Consider the following 16,572-nt stretch of genomic DNA (forward strand, 5'->3'; position numbering starts at 1 on the left):
GGCAAGCGTCTGCTTCAGCGAAATGGACTGCATCCCATCGCGAAACATTCTGCAATCGCAAGGGACTTGTGCACGAGTTCTCGCCGCACCTGCAAGAGTCCGGAAAGTCCGCTCACTGCATTTGCCACAAGATTTCGCTGCGGTTGGCAGGAATGGCGGCTCTGTCGTGGATGCACCGCAGCATTCCGCCAACGCGACCTGCCGCAATGGACCGCTCACGTCCTGAAGGACGATCACGTTTGAAACTGCACCACCCGCCACCCGCCACCTGCACCCTCCCTCCCCCCCACCAAAAAGGGCCGCCCCTCCCGTGGCGGCCCCTCTTCCCGTCCAACATCCCTGCGCGGCTCAGGCGTCGAGGTTCTCGACGTTGAGCGCATTGCGCTGGATGAATTCGCGCCGGGGTTCGACCACGTCGCCCATCAGCTTGGTGAAGATGTCGTCGGCCTCGGCCAGGTCGTCGATGCGCACCTGCAGCAGCGTGCGCGCCGCCGGGTCGAGCGTGGTTTCCCACAGCTGGTCGGGGTTCATCTCGCCCAGGCCCTTGTAGCGTTGCAGGCTCAGGCCCTTTTCGCCCTCGGTCAGGATGGCCTGCAAAAGCTCGATCGGGCCGTGCACCAGCTGGTCGCGATCCTTGCGCACCAGCCGCGCGGGGGCGCCGAAGGTTTCCTGCAGGCTCTGCGTGAAGCCGGCAAGCCTCCGCGCCTCGGCCGAGCGCAGGATCTGCCCGTCGAGCACGCGCATTTCCTCCACCCCGCGCAAGACCCGCCACAGCCGCAGCCCGTGGTCCTGGCTGGGGCGGCCCTGCCAGCCGCGCTCGTATTCGGGCGCCACCTCGTCAAGCCGCGCGGCCACACGGTCGGCCACCGCCTGCGGGTCGTCATCCAGCGCGCCGGGTTGCAGGGCGCCGGCGATCGCGGCCTGTTCCAGGATGTGCGCCGGGTAATGCGAGGGGAACAGTTTCAACGTGCGGCGCACGCTGCGGGCCTCCTCCACGATGCGGGCGAGATCGCGGGCGGTGATCTCCTCGCCGCTGCCCAGGCGCAGGATCGCCCCTTCGACGCCCTGTTCGATCAGGTAATTCTCCAGCGCGGTCTGGTCCTTGAGATAGACCTCGGACTTGCCGCGCGCGACCTTGTAGAGCGGCGGCTCGGCGATATAGAGGTGCCCGCCCTCGATCAGTTCGGGCATCTGCCGGAAGAAGAAGGTCAGAAGCAGCGTGCGGATATGCGCGCCGTCCACATCGGCGTCGGTCATGATGATGATCTTGTGATAGCGCAGCTTCTTCAGGTCGAACTCGTCGCGTCCGATGCCGGTGCCCAGCGCGGTGATCAGCGTGCCGATCTCCTGGCTGGTCAGCATCCTGTCGAAGCGCGCGCGCTCCACATTCAGGATCTTGCCGCGCAGCGGAAGCACCGCCTGATTCTGGCGCGAGCGCCCCTGCTTGGCCGAGCCGCCGGCCGAGTCGCCCTCGACGATAAACAGCTCCGACAGCGCCGGGTCCTTTTCCTGGCAGTCGGCCAGTTTGCCGGGCAGGCTTGCCACATCCATCGCCGTCTTGCGCCGCGTCAGGTCGCGCGCCTTGCGCGCCGCTTCGCGGGCCAGCGCGGCCTCGACGATCTTGCCGACGATATGCCGGGCGATCTGGGGGTTTTCCTCGAACCATTCGGAGAGCTTCTCGCCCACCAGCCCCTCGACCGCGGGGCGCACCTCGCTTGAGACAAGCTTGTCCTTGGTCTGGCTGGAGAATTTCGGGTCGGGCACCTTGACCGACAGCACGCAGGTCAGCCCCTCGCGCGCGTCGTCGCCGGTGAAGTTCACCTTTTCCTTCTTGGCGATGCCGCTTTCCTGGGCATAGCGGGTGATGGTGCGTGTCAGCGCGCCGCGGAAGCCCGCCATATGCGCGCCACCGTCGCGCTGGGGGATGTTGTTGGTAAAGGGCAGCACGGTTTCGTGGTAGCTGTCGTTCCACCACATCGCCACCTCTATGCCGATGTCGTCGCGCTCGCCGGTGATAAAGATCGGCTCGGGCATGATGGGCGATTTGTGCCGGTCGAGGAACCGGACGAATTCGCGCACGCCGCCCTCGTAGAAAAGTTCGGTGCGCAGCGGCTCGGCGGGGCGTTCGTCTTCGAGGATGATGCGCACCCCCGAATTCAGGAATGCCAGCTCCCGCAGACGGTTCTCCAGCGTCTTGAAGCTGTAATCGAGGTTCGAGAACGTATCGAGCGAGGCGAGAAAGCGCACCTCGGTCCCGCGTTCGCTGCCCGCATCGCCGACCACGCGCAGGGGCTCCACGGTTTCGCCGCGCTCGAAGCGCACGTAATGCTCCTTGCCGCCCCGCCAGATGCGCAGTTCCAGCCAGTCCGACAGCGCATTCACCACCGATACGCCGACCCCGTGCAGCCCGCCCGACACCTTGTAGGAATTCTGGTCGAATTTGCCCCCGGCGTGCAGTTGCGTCATGATGACTTCGGCGGCGCTGACGCCTTCTTCGGCGTGCATTTCCACCGGGACACCGCGGCCATTGTCGCGCACCGAGACGCTGCCATCGGTGTGGATCTTTACCGTCACCGCATCGGCATGACCGGCCAGTGCCTCGTCAATGCCGTTATCGACAACCTCATAGACCATGTGATGCAGGCCCGAGCCATCATCGGTGTCACCGATATACATGCCCGGGCGCTTGCGCACCGCGTCCAGCCCTTTGAGAACCTTGATGGAATCCGCGCCATACTCTTCCGGCGCATGTGCTGTTTCGGCCATGCCGACCCTTCCCTGAAAACCTGCCCGACTTATAGGCCCTCGCCCGGGGAATGTCACGCGCCGGTCGGCATCTTCTGCGGTGCGACCGGCCATGCGGCTGGGGTTTGCGGCGCCATCGCTTCTGCCCTACCGTGAGGGCCTTCGCAAAAGGATGAAGGCGCGGGTCAGGTGAAGGTCTATATCCAGCGGATCATAGGGCAGGGGGCGGATATTGCCGATGACCTGGGCGATATCCCCCGGCCGCCTTTGCCGACGCTCTGGCTGCTGGGCAAGACCGGGGCGGGGAAATCCTCGCTGATCCGGGCGCTGACCGGCGAGGCCGAGGTCGGCAGCGGATTCGCGCCCTGCACCCGCCATGCGCAGGCGTTCGACTTTCCCGCCGATCACCCTGTCTTGCGCTTTCTCGATACCCGCGGGCTGGGCGAGCAGGGCTACGACCCCGACGAGGACCTGCGCGAGGCCGAGCGCGGCAGCCACGCGGTGGTGATTCTCGCCCGGCTTGACGATCCGGTGCAGGGCATGGTGGCCGAGGTGCTGGGCAAACTGCGCCGCGCGCGCCCGCGCCTGCCGGTCGTGGTGGTGCATACCGGTGCCGATCTGGTCGCCGAGCCGGGCCAGCAGCGCCGCGCCCGTGCCGCCACCCAGGCCACCATGGAAGAGGCCGCCGGAGCCATCCTGCCCGCCGTGACCATGGCCCTGCCCGAAGGGGCTGCGCCGCAGGGAATGGGCGCGCTGCGCGGCGTGCTGGTCGATCTGCTGCCCGAGCTTTCGCTGCTGCTCATGCGCGAGCGCGACCAGACGCGCGAGGCCGCAGCCTTCGCCACCGCGCGGCCGATGGTGCTATGGTATGCCGGCGCTGCCGGGGCCAGCGATCTGGCGCCACTGGTGGGCGCGGTCTCGGTGCCGGCGCTGCAGGGGGCGATGCTGCGCGCGTTGGCGCGACGCTACGGGCTGGAATGGACCCGCCCGCGCATCGCGGCCTTCGCCGCCGCGCTGGGCTCGGGGCTGGTGTTGCAACAGGCGGGCGCGCATCTGCTGCGCCAGGCGGTGAAGCTGGTGCCTTTCGTCGGGCAAAGCCTGGGCGCGGCGGTGGCGGGAGGGGTCTCGTTTGCGGCAACCTTCGCGCTGGGGCGTGCGGCGGCATTCTGGCTGTTCCGCACCGCGCGGGGCGAGCCTGTCGATACCGCCGATCTGCGCCGCACCTTCGACGAGGCATTCCGAAAGGCCCGCCATGACGCTGATTGACCGCCTGCGCCGCGCCTTCCTGCGCTGGAACCGGCTTGGCCTTGCCGGGGTTCTGGCGCTGCCGCTCGCCGTTGCCACGGTGCTGGGGTTCGTCTGGCTGTTCGAGCGTGGGCTGCTGTGGCAGTTCGCGCTGGTCTGCATGGTCTTTGCCGCCCTGGTCTGGGTGGTGCGGCTTGGCCTTGACTGGCGCAGCCGGGCCAGGGGCGATGGCGGCGACGCTGCCGCGCGGCCCGAAAAGGGCGGCCCCGGCCCGCAGCTTGCCCATGACCCAGACTGGAGCGCAGCCGAGCGCGCCGCCTACGCCGCCGCCTGCGCCCGCATCGACACGCGGCTCAAGCAGCCTCTCGACTGGGAAGACATGCCCGCCGAAGCGCTGGGCGTCGTCGAGCAAGTCGCCTCCGAGATGTCGGGCGGCCGGCGCGGGGCGCTGGATTTCACCGTGCCCGAGGCGCTCTTGCTGATCGACCGCGTGGCGCTGCGCTACCGCGATTTCCTGCGTCGGCATGTGCCCTTTTCCGACCAGCTCTCGGTCAAGGCGCTCTACTGGCTCTGGCAGCGGCAGGATACCGCGCGCGCGGCATGGGAAACCGGCTATCTCGCCTGGCGCGGGGTGCGCATGGCGCTCAACCCGGCAGTGGGCGTGCTGCGCGAGGCCGAACGCGCGATCACCGCCGGGCTTCAGGGGCGGCTTGGCCAGCAGGTGCTGCGCGACACCCAGGTGATTCTGCTCGAGGAGGTCGCGCAGGCGGCGGTCGATCTGTATTCGGGGCGGCTGAAATTCTCCGATGCCGAGCTTCTGGAAATCCGCCTCGGGTCCGAATTGCGCGACCGCCGCGCGCTGGCGCGCCCCGACGACCCGGTGCGCATTGTCGTGGTCGGGCAGATCAGCGCGGGCAAATCGACCCTGATAAACGTGCTCATGGGCGATGCGGCGGAAGAAACCGACATGGCCGCCACCACCGCCCGCCTGACCGCCCATGAAACCGAAATCGACGGCACGCCCTGCCGGCTTGTCGATACCGTGGGGCTGGACGGGTCCGCGCAAAGGGCCGAGGCGCTTGCCACCGAGATGGCCGAGGCCGACCTGATCCTCTGGGTGATCCGGGCCTCGCGCCCCTCGCGCGCGCCCGATCACGCGCTGCGGCAGGCGTTCGAGGCACATTTCGCCGACCAGCCCGCGCGGCGCGTGCCGCCCGTGGTGCTGGTGGCCTCGGCCGCCGATACGCTGATGCCCGATTGGCCCTACCCGGAAAACCGCCTTCCGCTGGCGGCGCAGGAGCGGCTGGGCCGGGCAATGGCGGCAATCGGCGAGGACATGGGCGGCATGGTGCCGATCCCGGTCTGCGCCGAGCCGCCCCTGTGGAATGTCGACACCGTCGAGGCCGCGCTGGCCGCCGCCATGACCGAGGCCCTGATGACCCAGCGCAACCGCCGCCGCCTGGGCGCCGATACCGGCGGGCTGAACCTGCGCGAGAACCTGCGCCGCGCGGCGCGTGGCGCGCGGGCCGGGGCGGGGCTGCTGCGCGGCATGTTCGGCGGCCGGTCCGACCCCGGCACGCGCGCCGAATCCGCCCCCGACTCCAAAGCCGACTCCGACGCTGCGGGCCGCAAGAAACCGCCTGCGCGAAAATAACCGTGACGGCGCGGGGCATTTGCGCCATATCTCCGGGCGGATGGGCCGTCAGACCCGCCCGCCGCAGATGATCGAAACGAGGCTCAAGATGTCGCGACATGTCACCATTCTCAACGGCCCCAACCTCAACCTTCTGGGGGTGCGCGAGCCGGAAATCTACGGCCAGACCACGCTCGACGATATCGAGGCCGCCTGCCGCGAAACCGCCGATGCGCTCGGCCTGGGCCTGACATTCCACCAGTCGAACCGCGAATACGAACTGATCGACTGGGTCCAGGCCGCGCGGGCCACCTCGGATGCGATCATCATCAACCCGGCGGCGTTGACCCATACCTCGGTGGCGCTTCTGGATGCGCTCAAGGCGTTCGAAGGCCCGGTGATCGAGGTGCATATCTCCAACCTGCACAAGCGCGAAAGCTTCCGGCATCACTCCTATGTCAGCTATCGCGCCGACGGGATCATCGCCGGCTGCGGCCCGCACGGCTATGAACTGGCCCTGCACCATGCCGCGCGGCTGATCGGGGCCTGAGCCGCAAGGCGCCGTCTGCCGGGGCGCGCGCCCTGCTGCCGTGCCGATTCGCATTCCTTCACTGTGAGAAAAATATCCTCGCCGAAGGCATCCGGCGGCGGCCGGAAGGTGCAGCGCTGCCTTTTGGCCGAACAAACACAAGCTGTTGTTGCATTATGCCGCGTGCCCCCAATCGACAGGTGCGGCCCGCAACAAGTTGTGGAAGAATTCCCTTTACAGCCCTCGGAATTTCTCACACCATATATAGTAAGGGCGGCGTCGGGCAAACGCTGATCCTTGCCAGACACCCAGCTTCTTGTGGGGTCGTGCCCACCTGAGGCTACAGATGAAGAGGCCGGGCAATGTCGATATCCGAAAACTTCCTGCACAGCGATGACATTCATCCGATCGATATGGTCGAAACCCTGGCCGAGCATCAGGCCTGGGAATTCGACCGCGTCGGCGAGGACCAGATCGCCATGGCCGTGGAAGGCCAGTGGCGCACCTATTCGCTGACGCTGGCCTGGTCGCCCGCCGATGAGACCCTGCGCCTGATCTGCACCTTCGAGATGGAGCCCCCCGAGGCCCGCCTGCCCGAATTCCATCGCCTGCTCAACCGGATCAATGATCTGGTCTGGACCGGCAGTTTCACCTATTGGCACGAGCAGCGCCTGATGGTCTGGCGTTACGGGCTGCTGCTGACGGGCGGGCAGTGCGCCGGGCCCGAGCAGGTCAGCCGCATGGTCTCCAGCGCCGTGCAATGCGCCGAGCGATTCTATCCGGCTTTCCAGCTTGTCGCCTGGTCCGACCAGCCGGCCGAAGAGGCCCTGCAGGTGGCCATTGCAGAGGCTTACGGCCGCGCCTAATCTTGCCCCGGAAGAATGATCGGGGGTTGCATGGATTTCAGCGATATCGAGGCACGTGGTCTTGTTCTGCTCGGCTGCGGGCGCATGGGGTCGGCTCTGCTTGAAGGATGGCTTGCGCAGGGGCTTTCGCCCGGCGCCGTGCATGTGATCGAGCCCCGCCCATCGGACTGGCTGCAAGCGCAGGGTGTGAAGATCAACGGGGCCTTGCCGGCAAACCCGTCGGCGGTGCTGATTGCCGTCAAGCCGCAGATGATGGGCGATGCCCTGCCGGCGCTCAAGGCCATTCCCGCAGGGGCCGGTGCCGGGTCGGCGCCGGTGTTCATCTCGATCGCCGCGGGCACATCGATCGCGGCTTTCGAGGGCGTCCTGGGGTCTGATACGGTGATCGTGCGGGCCATGCCCAACACCCCGGCCGCGGTGGGGCGGGGCATCTCGGCGCTGGTCGGCAATGCCTTGGCGGACGAGGCCGCGCTTGCGCTGGCCGAGGGGCTTCTGGCCGCTGTCGGTCAGACCGTGCGGCTGGAGCACGAGGGGCAGATGGATGCGGTGACGGCGCTCAGCGGCTCGGGGCCGGCCTATGTGTTCCACCTGATCGAGGCGATGGCCGCAGCGGGCGAGGCCGAGGGGCTGGCCCCCGACCTGGCCATGAAGCTGGCTGTCGCGACGGTCGCCGGTGCCGGGCACCTGGCCGAAACCTCCGACGAGGCCCCGGCACGCCTGCGCGAGAACGTCACCAGCCCCGGCGGGACGACAGCCGCCGCGCTCGAACATCTGATGGATGAAAGCCAGGGCCTGCGCCCGCTGCTGCGCCGTGCTGTCGGTGCCGCCGCCGCCCGCGCAAGGGAACTTTCCCAATGAGCGATGCGCAAGACGACACGATCAGTTTTGATGATTTCCTCAAGGTCGATGTGCGGGTCGGGCGAGTCACGCGGGCCGAACCTTTCCCCGAGGCGCGCAAGCCCGCGATCAGGCTGTGGATCGACTTCGGCCCCGAACTTGGCGAGCGCAAGAGCTCGGCCCAGATCACCCGGCACTACACCCCCGATGAATTGGTCGGCCGCCAGGTGCTGGCGGTGGTGAATTTCCCGCCGCGCCAGATCGGGCCGATGCGCTCCGAGGTGCTGGTGCTGGGCCTGCCGGATGCCGAGGGCGAGGTGGTGCTGATCACGCCCGAACGCGAGGTTCCGTCTGGAGGGAGGCTGCATTGAAACCCCGTCTGCTGATAACCCGCCCGATGCCCCCGGCAGTGAAGGCCGCCGCCGAGGCCGAATTCGACCTGACCCTGCGCGGCAAGACGACGCCCATGTTGCCGGCGGAACTGGTCGCCAGCCTGCGCGAGTATGACATGGTCATGCCCACGCTGGGCGATCGCTACAGCTCCGAGGTGTTTGCCGCCGTGCCGCGCCCGCGCTGCCGGCTGCTGGCCAATTTCGGCATGGGCTACAACCATATAGACGTGCTGGCTGCGCAGGCCGCCGGGGTCGCGGTGACCAACACGCCCGGTGCCGTGACCGATGCCACCGCCGATATCGGCGTCATGCTGATGCTGATGAGCGCGCGCCGCGCCAGCGAGGGCGAGAGGATGGTGCGCGCCGGGCGCTGGGCGGGCTGGCACCCGACCGAGATGCTGGGCCTGCACCTGACCGGCAAGACCGTGGGCATCCTTGGCATGGGCCGGATCGGGCGCGCCGTGGCGCGGCGGTGTCAGCGCGGCTTCGACATGCAGGTGGTGTTCTTCAACCGCTCGCCGGTGCCGGACCCGGGCGTGCCGGCCGAGCAGTTGCCCACCCTGCACGAGGTGATGGCCCGTGCCGATGTGGTGGTGGTGACGATGGCCGCCACGCCCGAGACGCGCCACCTGATCGACGCCGCGGCGCTGGCGGCGATGCAGCCCCATGCGCATCTGGTCAATATCGCGCGCGGCGACCTTGTCGACGAGGCGGCGCTGATCGCGGCGCTCGAGGCCGGGCAGATCGCCGGGGCGGGGCTGGACGTCTATGAGCACGAGCCGCAGGTGCCCGAGGCGCTGCGCAGGCTTGAGAATGTCTCGCTGTTGCCGCATCTGGGCACCGCGACGCACGAGGTGCGCGAGGCCATGGGCATGGTCGCACTGGATAACCTGCGCGCCTTTGCCGCGGGGCAACCGCTGCCAAACCGGGTCTGAGGGGGCAGCGGCCGCTCCACCGGGCTTTCCATTGGCCGTGGCGCCCTGCCTTGCCCCAATTTCCGGGCCGTCAGGTGGTGCCGCCGGGCGTGGAATTGCCTCGGGCAGGGGGCGTGCCTGCCGGCTCAGCCGCCTTCGCCGGGCTTTTCAGAAAAGTATTTTTCCATCTTGCCGGTCTCGCCGTCGCGTTCCTCGGCTTCGGGCAGCGGGTCTTTCTTGGTGATGATCACCGGCCAGGCTTCGGAATATTTGCGGTTGAACTCGACCCAGTCTTCCATGTCCGGCTCGGTGTCGGGACGAATCGCATCGGCAGGGCATTCGGGTTCGCACACGCCGCAGTCGATGCATTCATCCGGATGGATGACCAGCATGTTTTCGCCCTCGTAGAAACAATCCACAGGGCAGACTTCCACACAATCGGTGTATTTGCAGGCAATGCAGTTGTCGGTCACGACATAGGTCATCCGTGCGCTCTCCCATTCTTGCGCCACGGGGGAAGTAATCCGGGCAGCCGGATCATTCAAGCGCGGATCGCCGGGCCTGCTCGAAACTGCGGCGCTCCTTGCCGCTGGGGCGCCCGCCGGACCGGGCCGAAGGTGCGCCGGTGGTTTCCGCAAGTGGCGGCGGAGGCGGCGACAGGTCATCGTAGAGCGCCTGCGCCTCGGGCGCGGGGCCACGGCGCAGGCCCAGGGCCAGAATGCGCACCACCTTGACCTGCCGGCCGAGCGCGAAGGTCAGCGTATCGCCCGCCCCGACGGCCTGCGCGGGCTTGATCACCCGCGCGGCATTGACCCGGATCTGCCCGTTCGAGACCGCCCGGCTGGCCAGGCCGCGTGTCTTGAAAAACCGCGCCTGCCAGAGCCATTTGTCCAGCCGGATGGTTTCGCGCGAGGGGGGCACGCCGCGCGCTTACTTGCGGTCGCGCAGCCCCATCAGCGCCTGCGCGAAGGGGTTGTCGGGGTCGATCCTGTCCTTGCGGGGCTTGTCGGGGCCGGATTCGAAACGGCGCGGGGCGCCATCACCCGGCTTGCCGCGCGGTTTTCCGCCCGCTTTGCCATGGGGCTTGCCGGGGCCCTTTCCGCGCGGCTTGCCACCATCGGCGCGGGCCTTGCCGCCGCCGCCGCCGCCATCGCCGTCTCGGCGCTGCCCCTGGTGGGCGCCCTGGGCGCCGCCCTTGCCGCGCCGGGGGTGGTTGTTGCGCGCACGCGGGGCCCAGGCGAAGGTGTAGAACACCTCGATCTCTGCCGTGGCATCGGCGGTGGTATCGGCGCTCGTATCGGTGGCGGGCGTGTCCGGCCCGGCTGCGCTTTCTTCCGCTGCGGGCGAGGGGCCCTCGCCGCCGTTGGCCTGTGGCGCCTCTTCGGCTGTTTCCGGGGCCTGTGGCGCGTCCTGCTGCGGTGCGTCGGCGGTGGGCTGGGGCGCATCCTCTGGCGCGGGGGTGTCGGCGGCCGGTTGCGCGGGCGGGGTTTCGGGGGTGTCAGGCTGCGGCGGGGTGGGGGCTGCGTCGGCCCCGGCGTCGGCAGCCTCGGCTTGTGTCGCGGCCTCCGCCTGGGGCGCAGATTCTGCCTCTGTCTCTGGCGCAGCCTCCGCCTGTGGCGCCGTGTCGTCCTGTGATGCAGCCTCGGCCTCGCCTTCGGTTGCGGGGGCAGTGGCGGGCGCGGCCTTGACCTTGGGGCGCTCGCCGCGCTCGGCGCGATAGCCCATGCCCTGCATCAGATCGGCGAACTGCTCGAGCGTCAGCCCAGTGATCGAAAGCATGTCGGGCGTGGCCTCGAACCCGCCGCGGCTGTCTTGCGCGCGCAGCAGGTCGGCAAGGCGTTCCAGCATGTCGATGCGGATCGCCCGGCTGCCCGAGGGGCGATAGCCCGCCAGCCGGTAATGGATTTCCGGCTCGCCCTCGACCGCGGGGATCGTCACCAGACCCGGCGGTGGGCTTTCGGGGAAGGTTTCCAGCCCCTGCGCCAGCGACCACAGCACCAGCCGCAGCCGTGTCGGCGCGGGCTTGAGCAGCAGCGGCATGAAGACCGTGTATTGCCCGAAGCGCACGCCATGCTTGCGCAGCGCCCCGCGCGCCTCCTGGTCCAGCGCCTTGACCTCGTCGGCGACCTCGGCGCGGGGCAGAATGCCCATAGCCTCGACCATGCGGAAGGCAAAGCCGCGGGTCAGCCCGCCCAGTGTTTCATCACGCGACAGGCCCAGAAGCGGCTCGAACAGCGCGGCGATGCGGCGATCGACGAAATGCTGCAAGCGGCGCGCGACCTTCTCGGCCACCTCCGTTCCGGCCAGTTCATCGACGAAGGCCTCGACGCGCGGCTTCATCGGCTCGGGGCCGGCCACCAGCTTGCCCAGCGCGGTATCGCCCCACATCAACCCGCCCTGTTCGGTGATGTCCATCTCGGTATCGGGCGCGTTGTAGAACTTGTCGGCCTTCAGATGGAAGTGCGGCGCCAGCGCCTGAAGGCTGGCTTGCCGCAGGGTTCGGGCCTCATCGGCGGAAGCGGCATTGTCCTGCCGGAAACGGAACCCTTCGATGCGGCCGACGAATTCGCCCTCAACCGTCACTTCGCCCTTGTCGTTCACCTCGGCCACGAGGGTCTCCTTCTGCTTGAGCCGGCGCATCAGCACGCTGGTGCGCCGATCAACGAAACGCTGCGTCAGCCGCGCGTGAAGCGCATCCGACAATCGGTCTTCTACCGCGCGAGTCTCATCACGCCAATGACTTTCATCAATAACCCAGCCACGCCGTTGCGCCACATAGGTCCAGGTGCGGATATAGGCCAGCCGCTTAGACAGCGCATCGAGATCGCCATCGGTGCGGTCGATCCGGGCGATATTGCGCGCCAGCCAGTCATGCGGGATCTGCCCCGCCTCGTGCAGGAACCCGAACAGCCGTGCCAGCAGCCCGCTGTGTTCGTTGGGCGAAATGCCGCGGAAATCGGGCACCCGGCAGACATCCCACAAGAGCCGCACATCGCGCGCGTCCGCCAGCCTGCGCGCGACGTCGGGCATGTCGGAAAGCGTCTTGAGCGCGGTCAGATCGTCGGCGTCGCGCATCCGTGTCAGCCAATCGTCGCTGTTGGGGCGCTCCAGCGAGGCAATCAGCCGCCCGACCGAGCCAAATTCCAGATCGGCGTTGCGCCAGTGCAGCTTGCGCACCGGCTCGAAACGGTGGTTTTCCACCGCGTCGATCATCTCGTCGGAAAGCGCGCGGGCCTCGCCGGTGACGCCGAAGCTGCCCGCGCTCAGGTGCCGCCCGGCGCGCCCGGCGATCTGCGCCAGCTCGTTGGCGCCCAGCGGGCGGATGCGCCGGCCGTCGAACTTGGCGGTGGCCGAAAAGGCCACATGGCGGATATCCAGATTCAGCCCCATGCCGATGGCATCTGTGGCCACCAGGTAATCCACATCGCCATTCTGATAGAGCGCGACCTGCGCATTGCGCGTGCGCGGGCTTAGCGCCCCCATCACCACCGCGCAGCCGCCCTTTTGCCGCCGGATCAGCTCGGCGATGGCATAGACGTTCTCGACCGAGAAACCGACAATGGCGCTGCGCGGCGGCATCCGGCTGAGCTTTTTCGCGCCGGTATAGGTCAGCTCGGAAAACCGCTCGCGCCGCAGGAACTGCACCTTGGGCACCAGCGCGGCAATCGCCGCGCGCATGGTGTCGGCGCCCAGAAACAGCGTCTCATGCAGCCCGCGTGCGTGCAGCAGCCGGTCGGTGAAGACATGCCCGCGCTCGGGATCGGCGCAAAGCTGGATTTCATCGACCGCGACGAAATCGGCGCCGATCTCGATCGGCATCGCCTCGACGGTGCAGACCCAGTATTGCGTGCGCTCGGGCACGATGCGTTCCTCGCCCGTGACCAGCGCCACCACCGACGGGCCGCGCACGGCCACGATCCGGTCATAGACCTCGCGCGCGAGCAGCCGCAGCGGCAGGCCGATGACGCCGGTGCGGTGTGCCAGCATCCGTTCGATCGCGTAATGGGTCTTGCCTGTGTTGGTGGGGCCGAGAACGGCCCAAACCCGTGCCTGATCGCGCATTACTGCTCCTGCCGATGGCGCGCGCCTTGCGCCGCTCTCTGGCCCGTTTCAGGCCTCGAAGCCGGAAAGCGCGCGCTCCAGCCTCTCAAGGGCGCGTTTTATGGAAGGTTGATGCGGATGTATAGCAATGGCCTCGCGATAGGCCTCCAGCGCGCGCTCGCGCTGGTCGGTTTCTTCCAGGATCGTGCCCAGCCCGGTCAGCGCCCCGAAATGGCGGGGGTTCAGCGCCAGGGCCTCGTAAAGGTCGCGCATCGCAGGGCCATAGGCACCGGCCTGAAAATATGCCGTGGCGCGGCTGTACCAGCCTTCGGCGAAGCCGGGCGCGTGATCGACCAGCGCGGTCAGGTGCTCGATCGCGGCTTCGGTGTCGCCATCCTCCAGCGCGGCGCGGCCGCGTTGCAGCAATAGGTCCATCGCCGCCGAACCCGAGCGCGACCATTCCGCAACGATCTGCCGCTCGACCCGCTGCCAGCGTTCGAGATCGGGCTGGGCCAGTTCCTCCAGCAACGTGTCCAGCTTGTCATCGGCCTGCGCCCCGGCAGGCACGGCAAAAGCCAGCCCGAATGCCAGGGCGGCTGCAACGAGAGGATTGAGAAGGCGGCGGCGACGTTCCATAACGCCAGCAAGTGTAACGCCCCTTGCGCAAAAGGCGAGAGGCGCGCATTCACAATTGGAGGAACAGCCCATGAGCAAGATCATCGATACTGCGGTTTCCGCCCTCGGCGCGCGGCTGGGCGAGGGATTCGACGGCGTGGCGCGGTTCGATATCACCGACGAGGGCTCGATCATGATCGAACCGACCGGCGTGCGCACCGCGTCGCCCGACGAGGAGGCCGATGTCGTGCTCAGCGCCGATACCGACACGTTCCGCGCGATCTTCGAAGGCGACCTGCATCCGACCACCGCCTTCATGTCGGGGCGGCTGTCGATCGAGGGGAGCATGGGCATGGCGATGAAACTGGGCGCCGCGCTGGGATGAGCCATGCGGGCGCCCTTCCTCCGGCGCCGCTGTATATTGGCCCGGATCAGGCACCGAGCGGCCCGGCGGCCTTCTGGCTGCGCACGGGCGACGGGCTGCGCCTGCGCGCGGTGCTCATGGCGCGGGGGGCGCGCGGCACGGTGATCCTGTTGCCCGGCCGGGGCGAGTTCATCGAGAAATACGCCCATGTCGCCAGCAAACTGGCCGATAACGGCTATGGCGTGCTCGCGCTCGACTGGCGCGGGCAGGGCTTGTCGCAGCGCCTGGCCAGCGATCCCCGGTTGGGCCATGTGGAGGATTTCGCAGCCTATCAGCTTGACCTTGCCGCCTTGCGTGTGGCCGCCGACACGCTGGAACTGGCGCAACCGCATCTGCTGCTGGCGCATTCTATGGGCGGTTGCATCGGTTTGCGCGCGCTTTGCTCGGGGGCCTGGCCCGAGGTGACGGCGGCGGCCTTCTCGGCGCCGATGTGGGGCCTGCCGCTGAATGGGCTGACAGGGCTGGGCGCCCGCGCCCTGGGCCGCGTTGCCCATCTGGCGGGTGGGGCCGACCGCGCCGTGCCGGGCGATCCGGACGCCTATGATCTGCGGACAATCCCTTTCGAGACCAACGAATTCACCACTGATCGCGCCATGTTCGACCGGATGCAGGCACTGGCGCGCGCGCATCCGGAACTCTGCATCGCCGCGCCCAGCCTGGGCTGGCTGGCCGCCGCCCTGCGCGAGATGCGCGCGCTGGCGCGGCTGCCGTCGCCCGAGATTCCCGCGCTGGTCGCTTTGGGCAGCCGGGAAGCCATCGTTGACCCCGAGGCCATCGCCGCGCGCGTCAGCATCTGGCCCGGCGCCCGGCTCTTGCGCATCGAGGGGGGCGCGCACGAGCTGATGATGGAAAGCCCCGCCCGGCGCGAAGAATTCCTTGCTGCCGTCTGCGCGCTTTTCGACCGGGGCATTCGCCGATAACCTCGACCCGGGGCGCGTGCGCCGGGCCGGCGCCGCAGCAGACAGGAGCCGCAGCGATGAAGATCACCCTGATCCAGATGAACAGCGGTGCCGACAAGGCAGCCAACCTTGCCGCCGCCGAGGCGCTGATCGAGGACGCCGTTGCGCGCGAGCGCCCCGACATGATCGCGCTGCCCGAGACCTTCGCGCTGATGACGGGCGATTCTGTCGGCAAGCGGGCCGAGGCCGAGACCATCCCCGACGGCCCCGCCTGCCGGATGCTGTCCGCGCTGGCGCGCAAGCACGGGGTCTGGATTCACGGTGGTTCGCTGCACGAGGCGGCGGGCGGGAAATGCCACAACACCACCACTGTCTGGGACAGGGCGGGCAAGCTGTGCGCGCAATACCGCAAGCTGCACCTGTTCGACGTGGATGTGCCGGGCGGCGCCAGCTATCGCGAATCCGACACCATTCTGGCCGGCGATTCGGTGGTGTGTTTCGAGGCCGAGGCCATCACCTTCGGCTGCGCCATCTGCTATGACCTGCGCTTTCCCGAACTGTTTCGCGCCTTGCGCGACCGAGGCGCGCAGGCGATCTTCCTGCCTTCTGCCTTCACCCTGATGACCGGGCGCGACCATTGGGAGCCGCTCTTGCGCGCCCGCGCGATCGAGACCCAGTGCTACATGATCGCCCCGGCGCAGATCTTCGCCCATGACGGGGGGCGGCGCGTCTGCTACGGGCGCTCCATGGTGGTGGACCCCTGGGGCGTGGTGCAGGCCACCGCGTCCGACCGGGTGGGCCATGTCAGCGCGTGCATCGATCCCGATTATGTGCACGAGGTGCGCGCGGCACTGCCGGTGGGCGGGCATCACGTTCTGGGCTGAATGGCCGGGCTGAAAGGATCGGGGCGTGCAGAACGCGGAGGATGGATCGGCGCGCGGAAATGGCAATGCTTATGGCGTGTTGCGTTGGACTGATGATACCCCGCCCGGGACGCTTGCGGCCCGGGCATGCGCCCGCCCGCCCCACAGGCGGGCGCATCCGCGCCCACCTCGGGCGGGCACATGCCCTCTGTTGCGAATTGAGCGATACCGGTCAAACGCGACACGCCAGAAGGCCTCTGCATGACACAGCCCTTGCCGAGTGGCCCGCCCGGCGGAAACGCCGGAGGCAGGCAGGCGCTTCGGACGCCTCAACATGCTGTAACGTAAATGGTTTCCTTGGCGCCGCGCCGGTGGTGCCGTCAGGCATGGGCGCCTGCCCAGGCAGGCGCTGCCCTCGGGTCTCTTCTCAAGCCATGTCCTGCGGAGGTCTTTGCCTGTTCCCGCCGCACGTCTTGCCGCCCGAAGGCGTGGCTGTATCTGGAAACTGGCGCGGTTGACGGGGCTCGAACCCGCGACCCCCGGCGTGACAGGCCGGTACTCTAACCAAC

15 protein-coding genes are annotated in these 16,572 nt (G+C 68.2%); 10 read left to right on the top strand and 5 right to left on the bottom strand.

Going from position 1 to position 16,572, the window contains the following annotated elements; translation table 11 throughout:
- Window positions 1-348: 348 nt before the first annotated feature.
- The gene (gyrB, locus tag DQ229_RS13800) at window positions 349-2,766 is read right to left on the bottom strand and encodes a DNA topoisomerase (ATP-hydrolyzing) subunit B (protein ID WP_114966849.1); all 2,418 of its coding nucleotides are present in this window, start codon (window positions 2,764-2,766) and stop codon (window positions 349-351) included.
- A gap of 168 nt (window positions 2,767-2,934) precedes the next feature.
- Here gyrB and DQ229_RS13805 point away from each other — a divergent pair, with 168 nt between their 5' ends.
- The 7 genes from DQ229_RS13805 to DQ229_RS13835 all read left to right on the top strand — a co-directional run bounded on the left by DQ229_RS13805 (window position 2,935) and on the right by DQ229_RS13835 (window position 9,182).
- Window positions 2,935-4,011, top strand: a complete 1,077-nt coding sequence (locus DQ229_RS13805; RefSeq protein ID WP_114966850.1) for a YcjF family protein — start codon at window positions 2,935-2,937, stop codon at window positions 4,009-4,011.
- Window positions 3,998-5,644 (top strand): GTPase, encoded by a 1,647-nt coding sequence (locus DQ229_RS13810; RefSeq protein ID WP_114966851.1) that lies wholly within the window; start codon window positions 3,998-4,000, stop codon window positions 5,642-5,644. The genes DQ229_RS13805 and DQ229_RS13810 overlap by 14 nt, the downstream gene beginning before the upstream one ends.
- A 40-nt stretch (window positions 5,645-5,684) precedes the next feature.
- Window positions 5,685-6,173, top strand: a complete 489-nt coding sequence (gene aroQ / locus DQ229_RS13815) for a type II 3-dehydroquinate dehydratase (protein ID WP_420796873.1) — start codon at window positions 5,685-5,687, stop codon at window positions 6,171-6,173.
- Window positions 6,174-6,514: 341 nt separating this feature from the next.
- Complete coding sequence (locus DQ229_RS13820) at window positions 6,515-7,018, top strand: type III secretion system chaperone family protein (RefSeq protein WP_114966852.1); 504 nt, start codon at window positions 6,515-6,517, stop codon at window positions 7,016-7,018.
- A gap of 30 nt (window positions 7,019-7,048) precedes the next feature.
- Window positions 7,049-7,876 (top strand): pyrroline-5-carboxylate reductase, encoded by an 828-nt coding sequence (gene proC / locus DQ229_RS13825; RefSeq protein ID WP_114966853.1) that lies wholly within the window; start codon window positions 7,049-7,051, stop codon window positions 7,874-7,876.
- Window positions 7,873-8,226 (top strand): tRNA-binding protein, encoded by a 354-nt coding sequence (locus DQ229_RS13830; protein WP_114966854.1) that lies wholly within the window; start codon window positions 7,873-7,875, stop codon window positions 8,224-8,226. Before proC ends, DQ229_RS13830 begins: the two co-directional genes overlap by 4 nt.
- Before the next feature lie 26 nt (window positions 8,227-8,252).
- The gene (locus DQ229_RS13835) at window positions 8,253-9,182 is read left to right on the top strand and encodes a 2-hydroxyacid dehydrogenase (protein WP_114966855.1); all 930 of its coding nucleotides are present in this window, start codon (window positions 8,253-8,255) and stop codon (window positions 9,180-9,182) included.
- Between the two features lie 125 nt (window positions 9,183-9,307).
- Here DQ229_RS13835 and fdxA read toward each other — a convergent pair whose 3' ends face one another.
- From fdxA to DQ229_RS13855, 4 genes are read right to left on the bottom strand one after another with little or no spacing between them, the layout of a single operon-like run.
- Window positions 9,308-9,646, bottom strand: coding sequence for a ferredoxin FdxA (gene fdxA, locus DQ229_RS13840; RefSeq protein WP_114966856.1), 339 nt, complete (start codon window positions 9,644-9,646; stop codon window positions 9,308-9,310).
- A gap of 52 nt (window positions 9,647-9,698) precedes the next feature.
- Entirely contained in the window at window positions 9,699-10,082 is a 384-nt protein-coding gene (locus DQ229_RS13845; RefSeq protein WP_114966857.1) for an RNA-binding S4 domain-containing protein, read from the bottom strand.
- Window positions 10,083-10,091: 9 nt separating this feature from the next.
- A complete protein-coding gene (locus DQ229_RS13850; RefSeq protein WP_114966858.1) occupies window positions 10,092-13,223 on the bottom strand; it encodes a helicase-related protein in 3,132 nt (1,043 codons plus the stop codon).
- Window positions 13,224-13,271: 48 nt separating this feature from the next.
- Window positions 13,272-13,838, bottom strand: a complete 567-nt coding sequence (locus tag DQ229_RS13855; RefSeq protein ID WP_238381089.1) for a tetratricopeptide repeat protein — start codon at window positions 13,836-13,838, stop codon at window positions 13,272-13,274.
- 70 nt (window positions 13,839-13,908) lie between these two features.
- On the opposite strand from DQ229_RS13855, the gene DQ229_RS13860 reads away from it, so the two are divergent.
- From DQ229_RS13860 to DQ229_RS13870, 3 genes are read left to right on the top strand one after another with little or no spacing between them, the layout of a single operon-like run.
- Entirely contained in the window at window positions 13,909-14,202 is a 294-nt protein-coding gene (locus DQ229_RS13860) for an SCP2 sterol-binding domain-containing protein (RefSeq protein WP_114966859.1), read from the top strand.
- Window positions 14,199-15,161, top strand: a complete 963-nt coding sequence (locus tag DQ229_RS13865) for an alpha/beta fold hydrolase (RefSeq protein ID WP_114966860.1) — start codon at window positions 14,199-14,201, stop codon at window positions 15,159-15,161. Before DQ229_RS13860 ends, DQ229_RS13865 begins: the two co-directional genes overlap by 4 nt.
- Before the next feature lie 56 nt (window positions 15,162-15,217).
- On the top strand, window positions 15,218-16,024 hold the full coding sequence (locus DQ229_RS13870) for a carbon-nitrogen hydrolase family protein (RefSeq protein WP_114966861.1): 807 nt from the start codon (window positions 15,218-15,220) through the stop codon (window positions 16,022-16,024).
- Window positions 16,025-16,572: the final 548 nt, after the last annotated feature.

It is taken from the genome of Alkalilacustris brevis (assembly GCF_003350345.1).
GTDB lineage: Bacteria > Pseudomonadota > Alphaproteobacteria > Rhodobacterales > Rhodobacteraceae > Alkalilacustris > Alkalilacustris brevis.

Bases quoted from the DNA above. Each gene is read 5' to 3' on its own strand.
- DQ229_RS13855 (WP_238381089.1), bottom strand. From the start codon at position 13,838: ATGGAACGTCGCCGCCGCCTTCTCAATCCTCTCGTTGCAGCCGCCCTG.
- DQ229_RS13820 (WP_114966852.1), top strand. From the start codon at position 6,515: ATGTCGATATCCGAAAACTTCCTGCACAGCGATGACATTCATCCGATC.
- proC (WP_114966853.1), top strand. From the start codon at position 7,049: ATGGATTTCAGCGATATCGAGGCACGTGGTCTTGTTCTGCTCGGCTGC.
- DQ229_RS13870 (WP_114966861.1), top strand. From the start codon at position 15,218: ATGAAGATCACCCTGATCCAGATGAACAGCGGTGCCGACAAGGCAGCC.
- DQ229_RS13810 (WP_114966851.1), top strand. From the start codon at position 3,998: ATGACGCTGATTGACCGCCTGCGCCGCGCCTTCCTGCGCTGGAACCGG.
- DQ229_RS13850 (WP_114966858.1), bottom strand. From the start codon at position 13,223: ATGCGCGATCAGGCACGGGTTTGGGCCGTTCTCGGCCCCACCAACACA.
- DQ229_RS13860 (WP_114966859.1), top strand. From the start codon at position 13,909: ATGAGCAAGATCATCGATACTGCGGTTTCCGCCCTCGGCGCGCGGCTG.
- gyrB (WP_114966849.1), bottom strand. From the start codon at position 2,766: ATGGCCGAAACAGCACATGCGCCGGAAGAGTATGGCGCGGATTCCATC.
- DQ229_RS13835 (WP_114966855.1), top strand. From the start codon at position 8,253: ATGCCCCCGGCAGTGAAGGCCGCCGCCGAGGCCGAATTCGACCTGACC.
- aroQ (WP_420796873.1), top strand. From the start codon at position 5,685: ATGGGCCGTCAGACCCGCCCGCCGCAGATGATCGAAACGAGGCTCAAG.
- DQ229_RS13830 (WP_114966854.1), top strand. From the start codon at position 7,873: ATGAGCGATGCGCAAGACGACACGATCAGTTTTGATGATTTCCTCAAG.
- fdxA (WP_114966856.1), bottom strand. From the start codon at position 9,646: ATGACCTATGTCGTGACCGACAACTGCATTGCCTGCAAATACACCGAT.
- DQ229_RS13865 (WP_114966860.1), top strand. From the start codon at position 14,199: ATGAGCCATGCGGGCGCCCTTCCTCCGGCGCCGCTGTATATTGGCCCG.